Raw genomic sequence first — 14,168 nt, forward strand, 5'->3', positions numbered from 1 at the left:
GGGCTATTCCTTTGCTTCGCACTGAACAGCGTCAGCAAGTTCGTCGGCTGGGAGGAAGAAATCGTGGTTGTCCGCGATGCCCTCGGCCATGGCCAGGTGATCCAGGCCCAGATCGAGTTCGCCTTGGATGAACCCGGTGGATGGATCGGGCAGCGGGAGCACTGCTGGTTCCGGGTCGGCGGCCTGCCCGGTTTGCGGCTGCCAGCACTGGGGCAGCCGGCTGACGATAGCCAGGACTGCGAATTCCCGATGCGAGGAAGCGAAGTTCTCCAGGGTCTCGAGCCAATGCTCGTCTTCCAGATCGTGCCGGTCCGGTGAATCGACGATGAGCAATTCAAGACGGGGATTCTCGGCAGCCAGCAGGAGCTGGAGCTCGAAGAGGCGGCCCGGATCGATGGCATCGCTCCAGCAGCTGGCGATATCGTCGAATCCATGCTGCGCCATCCACTTCCTGGCGCCGGGCTTGCGCCAGCTTGGCCCCGGGATCAGCCCCAGATCTTCTGCGACAAGATCGCAAACCTTCAAGTGGGATTCGGGTTCATTGATCCCCGGCGAATCGACCAGAGCGCTGTGCTTGCGCAGGGTTCGCAGCTTCGGATCCGCATTCCACACCACCGTCCCGGAGCTGGGTGCCATGCGTCCGCTCAGTACAAGGGCCAGCGCGGTCCGGGAAATCTGCGGCTCGGATACCAGCAGCTGCAGTTCACCTCTTTGCAGTTGCACGGAGGTGGGCCCCACGAGCTGGTCGTGGCGTCCCTTGACGGTAATGGAATCTGCGGTAAGCACAGTTAAAGACTAATTGAACTGACCAGTCAGTTCAATTAGTGAAAAGGTTCCTTTAATCACTACTGGACGTAAAGCGTTTGATGACCTTTGATGGTTGTTGGGTACGTCACGAAAAAGCGGGGCAGAGTTCAGGTGCAGTTAATCGGGCTTTGCTTACCTTGGAACCAGGCCCATGCACGCGGCAGGGCCGCCGCTGCTTGAATATCTACCTAGGGAAAAACATGATCAATAGACGTCCCACTCGCATCGCTGCCGCGGTGCTGGGAACCGCGCTTGCGGTTTCGAGCTTCTCGGCGGCGCACGCCGATACTGCCGAAATCACCCCCATCGAACAGATCCAGGGGACCGGCGACAGCTCACCCATGGCTGGCCAGGACGCAACTGTGCGCGGTGTTGTCACCGGAGCCTACGCCGACGGCGGATTCCGCGGTTTCTATCTGCAGAGCGCTGGCAGCGGCGTAGATGCCTCGGGCCAGGCGAGCTCGGCGATCTTCGTGTACGCGCCGGACGAGGTTTCCTCGGTGAGCGTCGGCGACCATGTCCAGGTTTCTGGCGAAGTGTCCGAATACTATGGCTTGACCCAGCTCAAGGCCGGCAGCGTCGAGGTGCTCGATGAACCGGCACAGGGCGTCAAGCCGCTGGCGATTTCGCTGCCGAGCAGCGATGCCGAGCGCGAGCGCTTTGAATCCATGCTGATCGAGCCGCAGGGCGAGTTCACCGTCTCGGACAATTACTCGCTGAACCAGTACGGCGAGCTGAGCCTGGCCATGGGCACCAGCGAGATCCTGCCCGGCGAACGGCTGCTGCGCCAGCCAACCGATGTCTTCAAGCCGGGCGGTGCCCAGGCCAAGGCTCTCGCGGCGGAAAACGAGCAGCGCTCGATCGTGGTCGATGACGGGGCTACGCTGAACTTCTCCACCAGCAAGAACAAGCAGATCGCCCTGCCGTACATCGACGCGCAGCAGCGCGTCACCGTAGGCGCTGACGCATCCTTCATCGCACCGGTCATCTTGGACTACCGCTACGATATGTGGCGTTTGCAGCCGCAGGGCCAGGTGGTCGGCGCCGATGATGCCGATATCGCCGTGAACTTCGAGCAGGTCGACAACGACGCTCCGCAAGAGGTGGGCGGCAATGTCAGCGTTGGCAGCTTCAACGTGCTGAACTACTTCACCACTACCGGCGACATGCTCGATGGGTGCTCGTACTACACCGACCGCGAGGGCAATCCAATCAATGTCCGCGGTGGTTGCGATGCGCGCGGCGCGGCGACCGCTGAAAGCTTTGAGCGCCAGCAGTCCAAGATCGTTGCCGCACTGGGCAAGTTCACCGCAGACGTGGTGGTCCTGGAAGAAATCGAGAACTCGGCACGCTTCGGACAGAACCGCGATGCCGCCCTGGCTCACTTGGTCAACGAGTTGAACCAGGAAGCTGGCCAGAAGGTTTGGAGCTATGTCCCGACCCCATCGGTTGTGCCCGCTGACGAAGATATGATCCGCACCGCGATCATCTACCGCGACAAGTCAGTGAAGCCCATCGACGAGTCGGTCATCCTCGACGATCCAGCATTCGTGAACGCCCGGGATCCATTGGCCCAGGCTTTCCAGCGTGTTGGCGGAAACCAGAACACCCGCTTCCTGGTCGTTGCCAACCACTTCAAGTCCAAGGGCTCGGATCCTGCTGATGGATCGGGCAATGCCGACAGCGGCGATGGCCAGGGCGCTTGGAACGAAGCCCGTGTCGGCCAAGCGGAAGCGCTGGTTGGCTTCGCGGACGAGCTGAAGAAATCGCGCAATACCGACCAGGTGCTGCTGGCGGGGGACTTCAACTCCTATTCGGCTGAAGATCCGATGCAGGTTCTGGTTGAAGCCGGTTACGTGGACCTGGGCGCCGCAGCCGATTCCCAGAGCTACCTCTACGACGGCTTGGTGGGCTCGCTGGACCACATCTTCGCTTCGGAGAAGCTGGCGGGCAAGGTGACTGGAGAAGACATCTGGAACATCAACGCCCTTGAATCCGTGGGCTACGAATACAGCCGCTACAACAACAACATCACTAACCTGTTCGCGGCTGACCAGTACCGTTCCTCGGATCACGACCCGGTGCTCGTCGGACTGCAGCTGGATAAGAAAAACTGACTTTTCCCGCCTGCGCGGTGGCCGGGCGCTCTTCTTCCCTGAAGAGCGCCTGGCCACCTTCTTTTAACCCGCTTTGGGGAACCCAAAGGGGTGCTGGCTGCGGGGCGGAGAATTCTTTGGGGAAAAGGCTTGACAGAAAACTTCCATCGTGGAGAATTGTTGGAGAAGATTTGTGAGAGCGCTCACAAAATGTTTGGCAGAGTCGCTTTCATCGTTTCAGGCATCCAGGAAATCGCAGGAATTTTCTTTTTTGCCGTATTTTGAGAGCGCTCTCAAACTTGTTGGCGCTCGCCCGCTCGCACGATTCATATCCGAAATGGAGTCACCGTGAAACCCTCACGCAAATCCCCACTGGCACTGGCCACGGCCGTTGCCGGAAGCATCGCCCTGGTAGCAACCGGCTGCGCAGCCGACGCAAGCAAGGATGCCCAGCCGGCCTCGGCTGATAACCCGGTCACGCTGACCGTGACGACCTTCGGCACCCAGGGACTGGACCCGCTGTACGAGAAGTACCAGAAGGAAAACCCTGGAATCACCATCGAAGCCACCAACATCGACACCGGTGGCAACGCGTTGACCGACTGGAAGACCAAGCAGGCTGCGGGTGCTGGCCTGCCAGATGTCCAAGCAGTGGAAGAAGGCTGGCTGGGCCAGGTGATGTCGGTTGCAGATTCCTTCACCGATCTGCGCGAGTTCGGTGCCAATGAGGTAGCGGGGGATTGGGTTGACTGGAAGGTCAAGCAGGCCACCGACCCAGAAGGCCGCGTCATTGGCTACGGTACGGACATTGGGCCGATGGGCATCTGCTTCAATGCCAAGCTGTTCAAGGATGCTGGCATGCCCAGCGAGCGCGAAGAAGTTGCCGAGCTGCTTGGTGGCGACGACGCAACCTGGGAAGACTTCTTCAAGGCAGGCAACGAGTATGTGAAGAAGACCGACAAGGCCTTCTACGACCAGTCCGGTTTCGTCTGGAATTCCATGGTCAATCAGCTCGACGAGGGCTACTACAAAGCTGACGGATCACTGAATATCGAGGGCAACGCCGAACTGCGCGAGCGCTGGGACCTGCTCTCCGATGCTGCGTCCAAGGGGCTGTCGGCCAACCAGACCCAGTGGGACTGGGGCAAGGGCCAGGCCTTCGTTGACGGTTCCTTCGCCGTCATGCCTTGCCCGGGCTGGATGCTTGGCACGGTCAAGGGCCAGGTTGAGGGTGCCGGCGGAGACTCCAGCGCAGGCTGGGACTTCGCAGATGTCTTCCCGGGCGGCGCGGCCAACTGGGGCGGCTCGTTCCTGACCGTGCCGACCACCTCCGAGCACCCGGCCGAGGCTGCGAAGCTCGCCCAGTACCTGACCAGCGCATCGTCGCAGGCGACCTCATTCGAGGAAGCCGGCACGTTCCCTTCGAACCTGGAAGCGCAGAAGTCCGAGGCAGTGACCGGCACGAATGAGATGAGCGAATTCTTCAATAACGCACCGGTGGGCGAAATCCTGGGCAACCGCGCCAACGGCGTCCAGGCCCAGTACAAGGGCCCTCAGGATTCGGTGATCCAGGAGCAGGTCTTCGGCCCGGCTATCAAGGCGATCGATGCTGGCAGCGACAGCGAGACCGCCTGGAACAAGGCCCTCTCCACCCTGCAGGAACTGGAAATCAAGTAATCCCGTAGCCCGCTTCGAATCCAGGCAGGGGCCGCGGCACGCAACGAGGTTGCGGCCCATGCCTGGACAGCTACTGCAGCAGGAAAGATGCCACTGATGAGCACCACAACACACGATGCCCCGGAACAAGACCGGGACGCCAGCGCGCCCAGTCCGCAGCCCCAGCGTTGGAACAAGGGGAACAATGCCCCGGCCGGGGGTAAGACGGCCGAGACCAGGGACGAGCGCAAGACGCGCCGCCGGCACGTTCGCGGGCGGTGGGATTTCAAGTACTCCCCATATCTCTACATCTCGCCTTTCTTCATCCTCTTCGGCCTGGTGGGCCTGTTCCCCCTGATCTACACGTTCGTCGTCTCGATCAATGACTGGGATCTGCTCGGCGGAGCAGGAGCCTGGATCGGCCTGGAAAACTACAAAGCCGAACTGACCTCTCCGCTGTTCTGGAATTCCCTGTTCAACACCTTCAGCATCTTCCTGCTTTCGGCCATCCCGCAATTGGTGATCGCGACGTTCATCGCGGCCATGCTGGACCAGAACATCCGCGCCAAGACCTTCTGGCGCATGAGCGTGCTGGTTCCCTACGTGGTCACGCCGGTGGCCGTCACACTGATTTTCTCCTCGGCATTCGACGAGCAGTATGGCGTGCTGAACAACCTGCTGGCCGCCGTGAATATCGACCCGATCGCGTGGAAGACCGAGGTCTTCCCGTCGCATATGGCTATTGCGACCATGGTGAACTGGCGCTGGACCGGCTACAACGCGCTGATCCTGCTGGCAGCCATGCAGGCGGTGCCACGCGAACTGCATGAGTCGGCGGCCATCGACGGCGCCGGCGTGATCCGCCGCTTCTTCTCGATTACCTTGCCCAGCATCCGCCCCACGATGATCTTCGTGATCATCACTGCCACCATCGGCGGCCTGCAGATCTTCACCGAACCCAAGCTGTTCAACCCCAGCAGCTCGGTTCCAGGCGGCCCGGACCGCCAGTACCAGACCACGGTGCTCTACCTCTGGGACCTGGCATTCAATCGCGGGGACTTCGGACGCGCTTCGGCCGTGGCCTGGATCCTCTTCCTGATCATCATCGTGATCGGCGTGATCAATTTCCTGATCTCCGGATCCATCGCTTCCTCGGCCGACAAGAAGGGCGCCGGCAACACTGGCAGAACCCGAGCGGCACGTCGGGCAGCTGCCCGAGCCCAAGCCAAAGCAGCAAAGCCGGCCAACGGAACGCAGAGCGGAAGTGCAGCAAATGAGTAATGCAACAGTGGAACGCCCAGCGCGCCAGGTCCGTGCGCCCCAGCGCCGCGGCAAGAACTTCTCCATGGACCGCCGTCCTGGCTTCCTCACCTACGGAATCCTGCTGGCCTTCCTCATCGGCAGCACCTACCCGCTGTGGTACTCGTTCGTCATCGGTTCCTCCACCGGTGCGGTGTTCGCCTCGGCGTACCCGCCGCTGCTGCCAGGCGGCCAGTTCTGGACCAATGTCGCCGAGGTCCTGGACTCCGTCGATTTCTGGGCGGCCCTGGGCAACAGCATCATCGTCTCCTCGGTGATCACCTTCTCGGTGGTTTCCTTCTCCACCCTGGCAGGCTACGCGTTCGCCAAATTGCGCTTCCGCGGGCGCCAGGGGCTGCTGGTCTTCGTGATCGCGACCTTGGCCGTGCCCACCCAGCTGGGCATCATCCCGATGTTCATGATGATGAAGCAATTCGGCTGGACCGGCTCGCTGGGAGCCATCATCATCCCGACCCTGGTCACTGCCTTCGGCGTATTCTTCATGCGCCAGTACCTGGTGGAGAACATCCCCGATGAACTGATTGAGGCCGCCCGCGTGGATGGCGCCTCCATGATCGGCACCTTCTGGCATGTCGGGGTTCCAGCGGCTCGCCCGGCGATGGCGATCCTGTCGCTGTTCACTTTCATGACCGCCTGGACCGACTACCTGTGGCCCATGCTGGTGGCACCGCAGAACCCAACCTTGCAGGTGGCGTTGAGCCAACTGCAGTCTGCCCGATACGTTGACTACACCATCGTGATGACCGGGGCCCTGCTGGCCACGATCCCGCTGCTGGTGCTCTTCATACTTGCAGGCAAACAACTTGTATCCGGAATTATGGCAGGAGCTGTAAAGGGCTAATGATGAACCACCTATCCCAAAAATTCGCGTGGCCTAAGGAATTCCTGTGGGGCTCGGCTACGGCAGCAGCCCAGATCGAAGGCGCTGGCCATTCCTACGGCAAGGAAGATTCGGTCTGGGACGCCTTCGCCCGCAAGCAAGGGGCCATCGCAGGAGGTGAGAACCTCGAAGTCGCAGTGGACCACTACCACCGCTACCGCGAAGACGTGCAGCTCATGCGCGAACTGGGCCTGGACTCCTACCGGTTCTCCACCAGCTGGGCTCGCGTGGTCCCCGGGGGCCGCAGCGTGAACCCCGAAGGCCTGGATTTCTACTCCCGGCTGGTCGACGAGCTGCTGGAGAATGGCATCCTGCCGTGGCTGACGCTCTACCACTGGGATCTGCCGCAGGGATTGGAAGAGCGCGGTGGCTGGACCAACCGCGAGACCTCCTACAAATTCCTCGAATACGCGGAGGCTGTGCATGAAAAGCTCGGTGACCGCGTGAAGCACTGGACGACATTCAACGAACCGCTGTGCTCTTCGCTGATTGGCTACGCCGCCGGCGAGCATGCCCCGGGACGCCAGGAACCGGAAGCGGCGCTGGCAGCGGTGCACCACCAGCATCTGGCCCACGGGTTGGCCACCGCCCGGCTGCGCGAACTGGGCGCGGAGCATATCGGCATCACGCTGAACCTGACCAATGCGGTTCCGAATAATCCCGGCGATCCGGTGGATCTGGAAGCAGCGCGCCGCGTCGACGCATTGTGGAACCGCATGTACCTGGACCCTGTCCTGCGCGGTTCCTACCCCGAAGACCTGCTTGAAGACGTCCGGGGTTTGGGGCTGGCTGAAGTCATTGAAGCAGGGGACCTGGAGATCATCTCGCAGCCAATCGACTTCTTGGGCGTGAACCACTACCACGATGACAACGTTTCAGGCCATCCGCTGCCCGCCGGCCAGCCGCAGCCCGTGGTGCCTACCGATTCGCCGAAGTCTTCGCCTTTTGTCGGCAGCGAGTATGTGACCTTCCCGGCACGCGACCTGCCGCGCACGGCCATGGGCTGGGAAGTGAATCCCGAAGGGCTGCGCGTGCTGTTGAACCGGTTGAACCAGGACTACGCTAACCTTCCGTCGCTGTACATCACGGAGAACGGCGCTTCCTACACCGACACGGTGACGGAGGCCGGAACCGTTGAAGATCCCGAACGCGAGGAATACATCCTCAACCACCTTGATGCTGTGGCCCGCGCGATAGAAGACGGCGTGGATGTCCGCGGCTACTTTGTCTGGTCTTTGCTGGACAATTTCGAATGGGCTTGGGGCTACGCGAAGCGCTTTGGCATTATCCACGTCGATTACCAGACCCAGGTGCGAACGATTAAGAATAGTGGCAAGGCCTACGCAGGGTTGATTGCCGCAAACCGTACAATGGCATAACACCTGAGCATGATGGTCCGCAGCCTGCCGATGGTGCTGCGGACCATCATCGTGTTTCACCGACGGACTACTGCAAGGCACCTGGATAAAGATCATGATCATGCACGAAGCGCGGAGCCCGAAACCGACCCTCGAGTTGGTGGCAGAACGCGCAGGTGTCTCACGGGCTACGGTCTCCCGTGTAGTGAATGGCTCGGATCGGGTGAAGCCGGGGGCACGCAAGGCTGTTGAATTGGCGATCCGCGAATTGAACTACGTGCCTAACCGTGCCGCCCGTTCCCTGGCGCAGGGCCGGACCAATTCCATCGCCTTGGTGGTTCCCGAGAACACCGCGAAGTTCTTCGCAGACCCGTACTTCGCCAAGGTCGTCCAGGGCGCTGCCCAGTACCTGGCCGATACCGAATTCATGCTCACCTTGCTGCTGTCTACCGAAGCGGATCCGGTGAAAACCACCCGTTACTTGCAAGGCAGCAATGTGGATGGCGCGCTGGTGCTTTCGCACCACGCGGATGACCGTTCCTATGCGGATCTCGGAACTGTGCTGCCCATGGTTTATGGCGGACGCACCATGAGCACTGATCAAAAGGACATCTATATTGTCGACATCGACAACATCGCCGCCGCCAGGCAAGCGACTGAGGTCATCCTTGGCCAGGGGCGCACCAAGCTGGCAATTATTGCCGGGCCACAGGACATGGGCGCGGGACTGGACCGTTTGGTGGGATTCAAGCAGGCAGTTGAACGCGCGGGCCTGGAGCCTGCGGCTATTGAGATCGGCGACTTCACACCGGCTAGCGGACGGCGCATCATGCAGCAGCTGCTGGACGCGGATGTTGCGGTAGACGGCCTGTTTGCCGCCAGTGCCCAGATGGGCTTCGGAGCTTTGCAGGCCCTAGGGGAAGCTGGTGTGAAAGTGCCGGAGGACATTTCGGTAACGTCCGTTGATGATGACTCTTTCGCGCGAAGCTCGACACCGCCGTTGACGACCATTGCGCAGAACCCGGAGCGCCAGGGCGAAATCATGGCGGAACTGTTGATCAAACGCATCAACGGAGAACAGGTACCCGAGTGGAGCATCATGGACACGAAATTGGTGTTGCGCGCTTCGCACTAGTCTGTTGCGGCACCGCTGCCGTTCCCCGCCGGGATTTGACAAAAAATTCCCACTCGATCGAGTGGGAATTTTCAGTTGGTGCGCCCAAAGGGATTCGAACCCCTGACCTTCTGTTCCGTAGACAGACGCTCTATCCAGCTGAGCTATGGGCGCATATTCATTTATTAGCCGTCTTGACGACTTGAATAACTTTACACGAGATTTCCGGGGAGCAAGAACCAAAACAGCAAAAAGTGCCGTGATTCACAAAATAACTAGTCGACTACGGAATCACTGGGATTGGAAGCCGAATGATCGTGCAAGATCGCTTGGTAGAGGTTGTGGTTCTGCCAGCGTCCTTCGATCTCCAGATAGTTCGGCGCCATGCCAATTCGGACGAAGCCGTTCTTTTCAAGAACGCGCTGCGAGCCGTAATTGTGGGGGAGCGTACTGGCTTCCAGCCGGTGCAAGCCCAGATCGTTGAGCGCCACCGTGCGCAAGGTGGCCACGGCTCGGGAAGCCAAGCCCCGCCCGGTGTATTCATGATCGATCCAGTAGCCCAGGCTGGCGCTTTGGAATGCGCCACGGGCCACTCCGCTGATATTAAAGCGTCCGATGAGCGCATCCCGTTCGAAGAGCCCGAAGGGAAAGGCCAATCCGCTTCGGCGAGCTTCTGAGGCGGCTGCGAGGTGTGCCGCTTGCCGCGTCTCGGTGAAGAATTCTGCGGGGCGAGCCGGCTCCCAGGGCTCCAGGTGCTGTCGATTGCGCTGGTAGGACTCAGCGACTTGCTTTGCGTCGGCGACTTCCAGCAGGCGCAGGCTGAGCTGGCCGCCTAGAGCAAGCTGTGTCATCGGGCAATCCTTTGGGGGAAACAAAAAATTCCCACTCGAGCGAGTGGGAATTTTTCAGTTGGTGCGCCCAAAGGGATTCGAACCCCTGACCTTCTGTTCCGTAGACAGACGCTCTATCCAGCTGAGCTATGGGCGCATATTCTTTTGTGTGGCTTGTTCTCACGAACCTCGAATAACTATACAGGTCGATTTCGCGCTGTACAAATCGACGGGTAAAGCTAGTGGGTCCAGATGAACATAAGGTTATGTGAAGACGTTGAAAGGGTACCGGTCTACGTGACCTTCGTCACATAATCGAGTCAATTCGTTTAGACCAACCCCCGGAATTTCGGGAATTTTTTCCTTCTGGTCCTCCGGGTTTCACTTTCATGAGGTTTCGATCACACGGCGCTGGAGTTGAGCACCTAATAGCCTTGATTTATTGCAAGTTCAGCCCAATGGAGGGAATGGATAATGAGCACGAGCTCGGATCAGAACGTTATCAGCGCAGCACCTACTTCGCACGAGAAGTTGGCATCCTGGGTTGAGGAAGTTGCCGCACTGACGAAGCCGGATCGTGTTTATTGGGTTGATGGGTCAGCTGAAGAAAATGATCGCCTGACTGCCGAGCTGGTTGAAGCCGGCACCTTGGTCAAGCTGACCGATCCGAACTTCCCTAACTCTTACGCTGGTTTCTCGGACCCCAAGGATGTGGCCCGAGTCGAAGAGCGCACCTTCATCTGCTCCGAAAAGGAAGAAGATGCAGGCTTCACCAATAATTGGGAAGACCCAACCAAGATGAAGTCCATGCTCAGCGGCCTGTTCGATGGCTCGATGCGCGGACGCACCATGTACGTCATCCCATTCGTCATGGGCCCGCTGAACGCGGAAGTGCCTGCCTACGGCGTGGAGATCACCGATTCCGCCTACGTCGTTGCCTCGATGCGCATCATGGCCAAGATCGGCAATGAAGTACTGCGCAAGATGGAAGCCGAGGACGCATTCTTCGTTCCAGCGCTGCACTCGGTAGGTGCACCCCTGGAGCCGGGCCAGGAAGATGTTGCCTGGCCATGCAACGAAGACAAGTGGATCGTGCACTTCCCCGAAGAGCGCGCCATCATGTCCTACGGTTCGGGCTACGGCGGCAACGCGCTGCTGGGCAAGAAGTGCTACTCGCTGCGCATCGCCTCGGCGATGGCCCGCGATGAAGGCTGGCTCGCAGAGCACATGCTCATCCTGAAGCTGACCAGCCCGCAGAACAAGTCGTACCATATTGCCGCGGCATTCCCGTCGGCCTGCGGCAAGACCAACCTGGCGCTGCTGGATCCAACCATTGAAGGCTGGAAGACTGAGACCCTGGGCGATGACATCAACTGGATGCGCATCGGCAAGGACGGCGAGCTGCGCGGCGTTAACCCCGAATACGGCCTGTTCGGCGTGGCGCCAGGCACCGGCTGGTCCACCAACCCGAACGCGATGCGCGCCATCTCCAAGGGCAACAACATCTTCACCAATGTTGCGCTGACCGATGACGGCGGCGTCTGGTGGGAGGGCATGACCGACGAGGCTCCTGCGCACCTGACCGACTGGTTGGGCAACGACTGGACTCCTGAATCCGGTCGTCCGGCAGCGCACCCTAATTCGCGCTTCTGCACCCCGATCGACCAGGTCGACATGCTTTCCGAGGACTACTACTCGCCTAACGGCGTGAAGATCGATGCGATCCTCTTCGGCGGCCGCCGCAAGACCACCATTCCGCTGGTGACCGAAGCCCGCAGCTGGACCAACGGCATCTTCATGGGTTCGACCCTTTCCTCCGAGACCACCGCAGCCGCTGCAGGTGCGACCGGAGTGATTCGCCGTGACCCGATGGCGATGCTGCCATTCATCGGCTACAACGCAGGCGACTACCTGAACCACTGGGACAAGATCTCGAACAAGCTCAACCCAGAGCAGATGCCGAAGATCTTCCTGGTCAACTGGTTCCGCCGCACGGCTGACGGTGGCTTCGCGTGGCCAGGGTTCGGCGACAATTCGCGTGTGCTCAAGTGGGCTGTCGAGCGTATCGAAGGCACCGCGGACGCCCGGGAAACCATCATCGGAAACGTCCCGACCGGCGAGTCCCTGGATTTGGCTGGCCTTGAAGGGTTCACCCCAGCCGACGTTGAAGCGGCAGTAGCTGTCAACAAGGATGAATGGGCTACCGAAGTCGAGGCCATCGAAGAGTGGTACGCCAAGTTCGGCGATGCGCTGCCGGCTTCGCTGCGTGCAGAGCTCGACGGCTTGAAGGATCGCCTGAACGCGTAGTTGACTAGGATCTCCAGCAGATCCGCACATGGGAACGCCCCGGTGACTGGAATTCCAGTCGCCGGGGCGTTCTCGTGCGCCACGGAGGAATTGTCACAATCCGGGTACAGTTTCCACACGCCGGGGCAAAGTGGGTGCAAAATCAACTATTTATGAAAAGATTGCTCTATGGTTTTGGCACGATTGATTCTCGGGCTGCTGTGCTTGTCGCCCATGACTGGCTACGAGCTCAAGAAGCACTTTGACTCCTCTATTAACCACTTCTGGAACGCAGACAAGGCGCAGATCTATCGCACTTTGGCGCAGCTGGTGGACAAGGGGTATGCCACCGTGCGCACCGTCGCGCAGTCGAATTACCCTGACCGCCAGGAGCACCACATCACGGAAACGGGACGTGCGGCACTGGCCCAGTGGCTTTCTGCTGGTGCGGTGCAGTCTCCCGAGCGTGATCCCTTCATGGGGCAGGTGTTCTTCGCCGCCGAACTCGAACGCGATGATATCCAGAGCTTGCTGGAGGAACGCCGCCAAGCCACGCAGTTCATCCTCGATGACTACCTCTCCCAGCGCGAAGGCATTGACATGCGAGCCGCTGCGGACCGTCGCAGCTTCCTGATGGCTGCCACACTTGACCATGCAATCCGACAACAAGCCGCGGAGCTGGAATGGCTCGACGCGGTATTGGAGTACTTGCCATGACTGCAGCCAAAGACCAGAACAAGACCCCTGCAAGCGGTGCCGGGCGCGATGCCACCGATTATCCGGAAGTGCATCCCGGGCGGCATCACGATGGGCAACGGTCGATGAAGACCCTGGTCTTCCTCCACGGCGGAAACGTCGGCAACTGGAGCTGGGACCCGCAGGTTCTGGCCTTTGGCGACTGCAACATCCTGACTCTGCACCTGCCGGCCTTTGGCGCCCGGTTCGAGGAGACCTGGGATGGCCTGGAATCCGCCGCCGATGATGTCGCAGCCTTGATCGCCGACGAGGTTTCCGAAGGCGGCGTGCACCTGGTTGGCATTTCCCTGGGCGGAGTGATTGCTTTGCACGTGGCCGCACGGCATCCGGAGCTCGTTGACTCCGTGCTGATTACCGGCACTCCGGTGACCGGTGTGGGCCAGGCGGCCCGGGCTTTCCAACGGATGCAGCTCAAGCTCATTGGCAGCGAGTGGTTCTGGCGTTTCCAGGCTGGTGCCTACGGAATGGTGGATGATGAGCGCGAGCTGTTCACCGAGCACGGCGTGAAGCTCAAAGCCGAGAACATGCGGGCCATCATGGACGAGATGGACCCAGGGGGATTGCCGCAGAAGCTCGGCTCCTACCGGGGCCCGGTACTGGCCCTCGCTGGAGCCAAAGAGCCCAAAGTTGTGCAGAAATCCTTTGACGCGCTGCGCGCAAGGCTCCCGCAGGTGATCACGCGCGTGGTTCCGGGCATGCACCACCAATGGAATATCGAGAACCCGATCCTGTTCAACTCGGTGCTGCGCAAGTGGATTTCCGATGCGGGTCTGCACCAGATCCTAGTTGATCCGCAGGCTGCGAAGCCGGCACCCGGCGCGAAAGCAACACCGGTGGAACAAGCCGCTGAAGCGCCGGCGAATCAGGACCTGGAAGCCGGGGAGCCCACGCCGCCAGCTCAAGAAGCCGGACAGAAGAAGCCTGGCAGGTTCGCCGGGAAAATCGATCCTCGAAAGCTGGACCCGAAAAAGTTCGATTTGAAGAAGAAGGCACCGAAACAGGGCGGCAAGCCGGATTCTCCTGCGGATACCGGAAAATAAAGGCAAAAAAAGTGCTGCAGGCGGA

At 60.3% G+C, this 14,168-nt stretch carries 11 protein-coding genes and 2 tRNA genes; 9 read left to right on the forward strand and 4 right to left on the reverse strand.

Going from position 1 to position 14,168, the window contains the following annotated elements; all coding sequences use genetic code 11:
* Nucleotides 1–3: 3 nt before the first annotated feature.
* Entirely contained in the window at nt 4–786 is a 783-nt protein-coding gene (locus ACIOJF_RS14520) for an ABC transporter ATP-binding protein (RefSeq protein ID WP_105658813.1), read from the reverse strand.
* Nucleotides 787–1,007: 221 nt separating this feature from the next.
* On the opposite strand from ACIOJF_RS14520, the gene ACIOJF_RS14525 reads away from it, so the two are divergent.
* The 6 genes from ACIOJF_RS14525 to ACIOJF_RS14550 all read left to right on the forward strand — a co-directional run bounded on the left by ACIOJF_RS14525 (nt 1,008) and on the right by ACIOJF_RS14550 (nt 9,252).
* Nucleotides 1,008–2,924: an ExeM/NucH family extracellular endonuclease gene (locus tag ACIOJF_RS14525; protein WP_402741792.1), complete on the forward strand. Its 1,917-nt coding sequence runs from the start codon at nt 1,008–1,010 to the stop codon at nt 2,922–2,924.
* Nucleotides 2,925–3,251: 327 nt separating this feature from the next.
* Entirely contained in the window at nt 3,252–4,580 is a 1,329-nt protein-coding gene (locus ACIOJF_RS14530; protein WP_332727510.1) for an extracellular solute-binding protein, read from the forward strand.
* A 96-nt stretch (nt 4,581–4,676) separates the two neighbouring features.
* Complete coding sequence (locus ACIOJF_RS14535) at nt 4,677–5,840, forward strand: carbohydrate ABC transporter permease (RefSeq protein ID WP_402741793.1); 1,164 nt, start codon at nt 4,677–4,679, stop codon at nt 5,838–5,840.
* Nucleotides 5,833–6,720 (forward strand): carbohydrate ABC transporter permease, encoded by an 888-nt coding sequence (locus tag ACIOJF_RS14540; protein WP_041648380.1) that lies wholly within the window; start codon nt 5,833–5,835, stop codon nt 6,718–6,720. Before ACIOJF_RS14535 ends, ACIOJF_RS14540 begins: the two co-directional genes overlap by 8 nt.
* Nucleotides 6,720–8,138, forward strand: coding sequence for a GH1 family beta-glucosidase (locus ACIOJF_RS14545; protein WP_402741794.1), 1,419 nt, complete (start codon nt 6,720–6,722; stop codon nt 8,136–8,138). Before ACIOJF_RS14540 ends, ACIOJF_RS14545 begins: the two co-directional genes overlap by 1 nt.
* 100 nt (nt 8,139–8,238) lie before the next feature.
* Nucleotides 8,239–9,252, forward strand: a complete 1,014-nt coding sequence (locus ACIOJF_RS14550) for a LacI family DNA-binding transcriptional regulator (RefSeq protein WP_402741795.1) — start codon at nt 8,239–8,241, stop codon at nt 9,250–9,252.
* A 76-nt stretch (nt 9,253–9,328) separates the two neighbouring features.
* Here ACIOJF_RS14550 and ACIOJF_RS14555 read toward each other — a convergent pair.
* The 3 genes from ACIOJF_RS14555 to ACIOJF_RS14565 all read right to left on the reverse strand — a co-directional run bounded on the left by ACIOJF_RS14555 (nt 9,329) and on the right by ACIOJF_RS14565 (nt 10,218).
* A tRNA-Arg gene (locus tag ACIOJF_RS14555) sits at nt 9,329–9,405 on the reverse strand.
* 101 nt (nt 9,406–9,506) lie between these two features.
* Nucleotides 9,507–10,082, reverse strand: a complete 576-nt coding sequence (locus ACIOJF_RS14560; RefSeq protein ID WP_332488285.1) for a GNAT family N-acetyltransferase — start codon at nt 10,080–10,082, stop codon at nt 9,507–9,509.
* Nucleotides 10,083–10,141: 59 nt separating this feature from the next.
* Nucleotides 10,142–10,218 (reverse strand) — tRNA-Arg (locus ACIOJF_RS14565).
* A gap of 317 nt (nt 10,219–10,535) precedes the next feature.
* On the opposite strand from ACIOJF_RS14565, the gene ACIOJF_RS14570 reads away from it, so the two are divergent.
* The 3 genes from ACIOJF_RS14570 to ACIOJF_RS14580 all read left to right on the forward strand — a co-directional run bounded on the left by ACIOJF_RS14570 (nt 10,536) and on the right by ACIOJF_RS14580 (nt 14,143).
* Nucleotides 10,536–12,368: a phosphoenolpyruvate carboxykinase (GTP) gene (locus ACIOJF_RS14570; protein ID WP_105658807.1), complete on the forward strand. Its 1,833-nt coding sequence runs from the start codon at nt 10,536–10,538 to the stop codon at nt 12,366–12,368.
* Between the two features lie 168 nt (nt 12,369–12,536).
* Nucleotides 12,537–13,064 (forward strand): PadR family transcriptional regulator, encoded by a 528-nt coding sequence (locus tag ACIOJF_RS14575; RefSeq protein WP_105658806.1) that lies wholly within the window; start codon nt 12,537–12,539, stop codon nt 13,062–13,064.
* On the forward strand, nt 13,061–14,143 hold the full coding sequence (locus tag ACIOJF_RS14580) for an alpha/beta fold hydrolase (protein ID WP_402741796.1): 1,083 nt from the start codon (nt 13,061–13,063) through the stop codon (nt 14,141–14,143). Before ACIOJF_RS14575 ends, ACIOJF_RS14580 begins: the two co-directional genes overlap by 4 nt.
* Nucleotides 14,144–14,168: the final 25 nt, after the last annotated feature.

The organism is Glutamicibacter sp. NPDC087831 (assembly GCF_044742845.1).
In the GTDB taxonomy this organism is placed as follows: Bacteria; Actinomycetota; Actinomycetes; order Actinomycetales; family Micrococcaceae; genus Glutamicibacter.

Bases quoted from the DNA above. Each gene is read 5' to 3' on its own strand.
- ACIOJF_RS14525 (WP_402741792.1), top strand. From the start codon at position 1,008: ATGATCAATAGACGTCCCACTCGCATCGCTGCCGCGGTGCTGGGAACC.
- ACIOJF_RS14535 (WP_402741793.1), top strand. From the start codon at position 4,677: ATGAGCACCACAACACACGATGCCCCGGAACAAGACCGGGACGCCAGC.
- ACIOJF_RS14540 (WP_041648380.1), top strand. From the start codon at position 5,833: ATGAGTAATGCAACAGTGGAACGCCCAGCGCGCCAGGTCCGTGCGCCC.
- ACIOJF_RS14545 (WP_402741794.1), top strand. From the start codon at position 6,720: ATGATGAACCACCTATCCCAAAAATTCGCGTGGCCTAAGGAATTCCTG.
- ACIOJF_RS14550 (WP_402741795.1), top strand. From the start codon at position 8,239: ATGCACGAAGCGCGGAGCCCGAAACCGACCCTCGAGTTGGTGGCAGAA.
- ACIOJF_RS14560 (WP_332488285.1), bottom strand. From the start codon at position 10,082: ATGACACAGCTTGCTCTAGGCGGCCAGCTCAGCCTGCGCCTGCTGGAA.
- ACIOJF_RS14570 (WP_105658807.1), top strand. From the start codon at position 10,536: ATGAGCACGAGCTCGGATCAGAACGTTATCAGCGCAGCACCTACTTCG.
- ACIOJF_RS14575 (WP_105658806.1), top strand. From the start codon at position 12,537: ATGGTTTTGGCACGATTGATTCTCGGGCTGCTGTGCTTGTCGCCCATG.
- ACIOJF_RS14580 (WP_402741796.1), top strand. From the start codon at position 13,061: ATGACTGCAGCCAAAGACCAGAACAAGACCCCTGCAAGCGGTGCCGGG.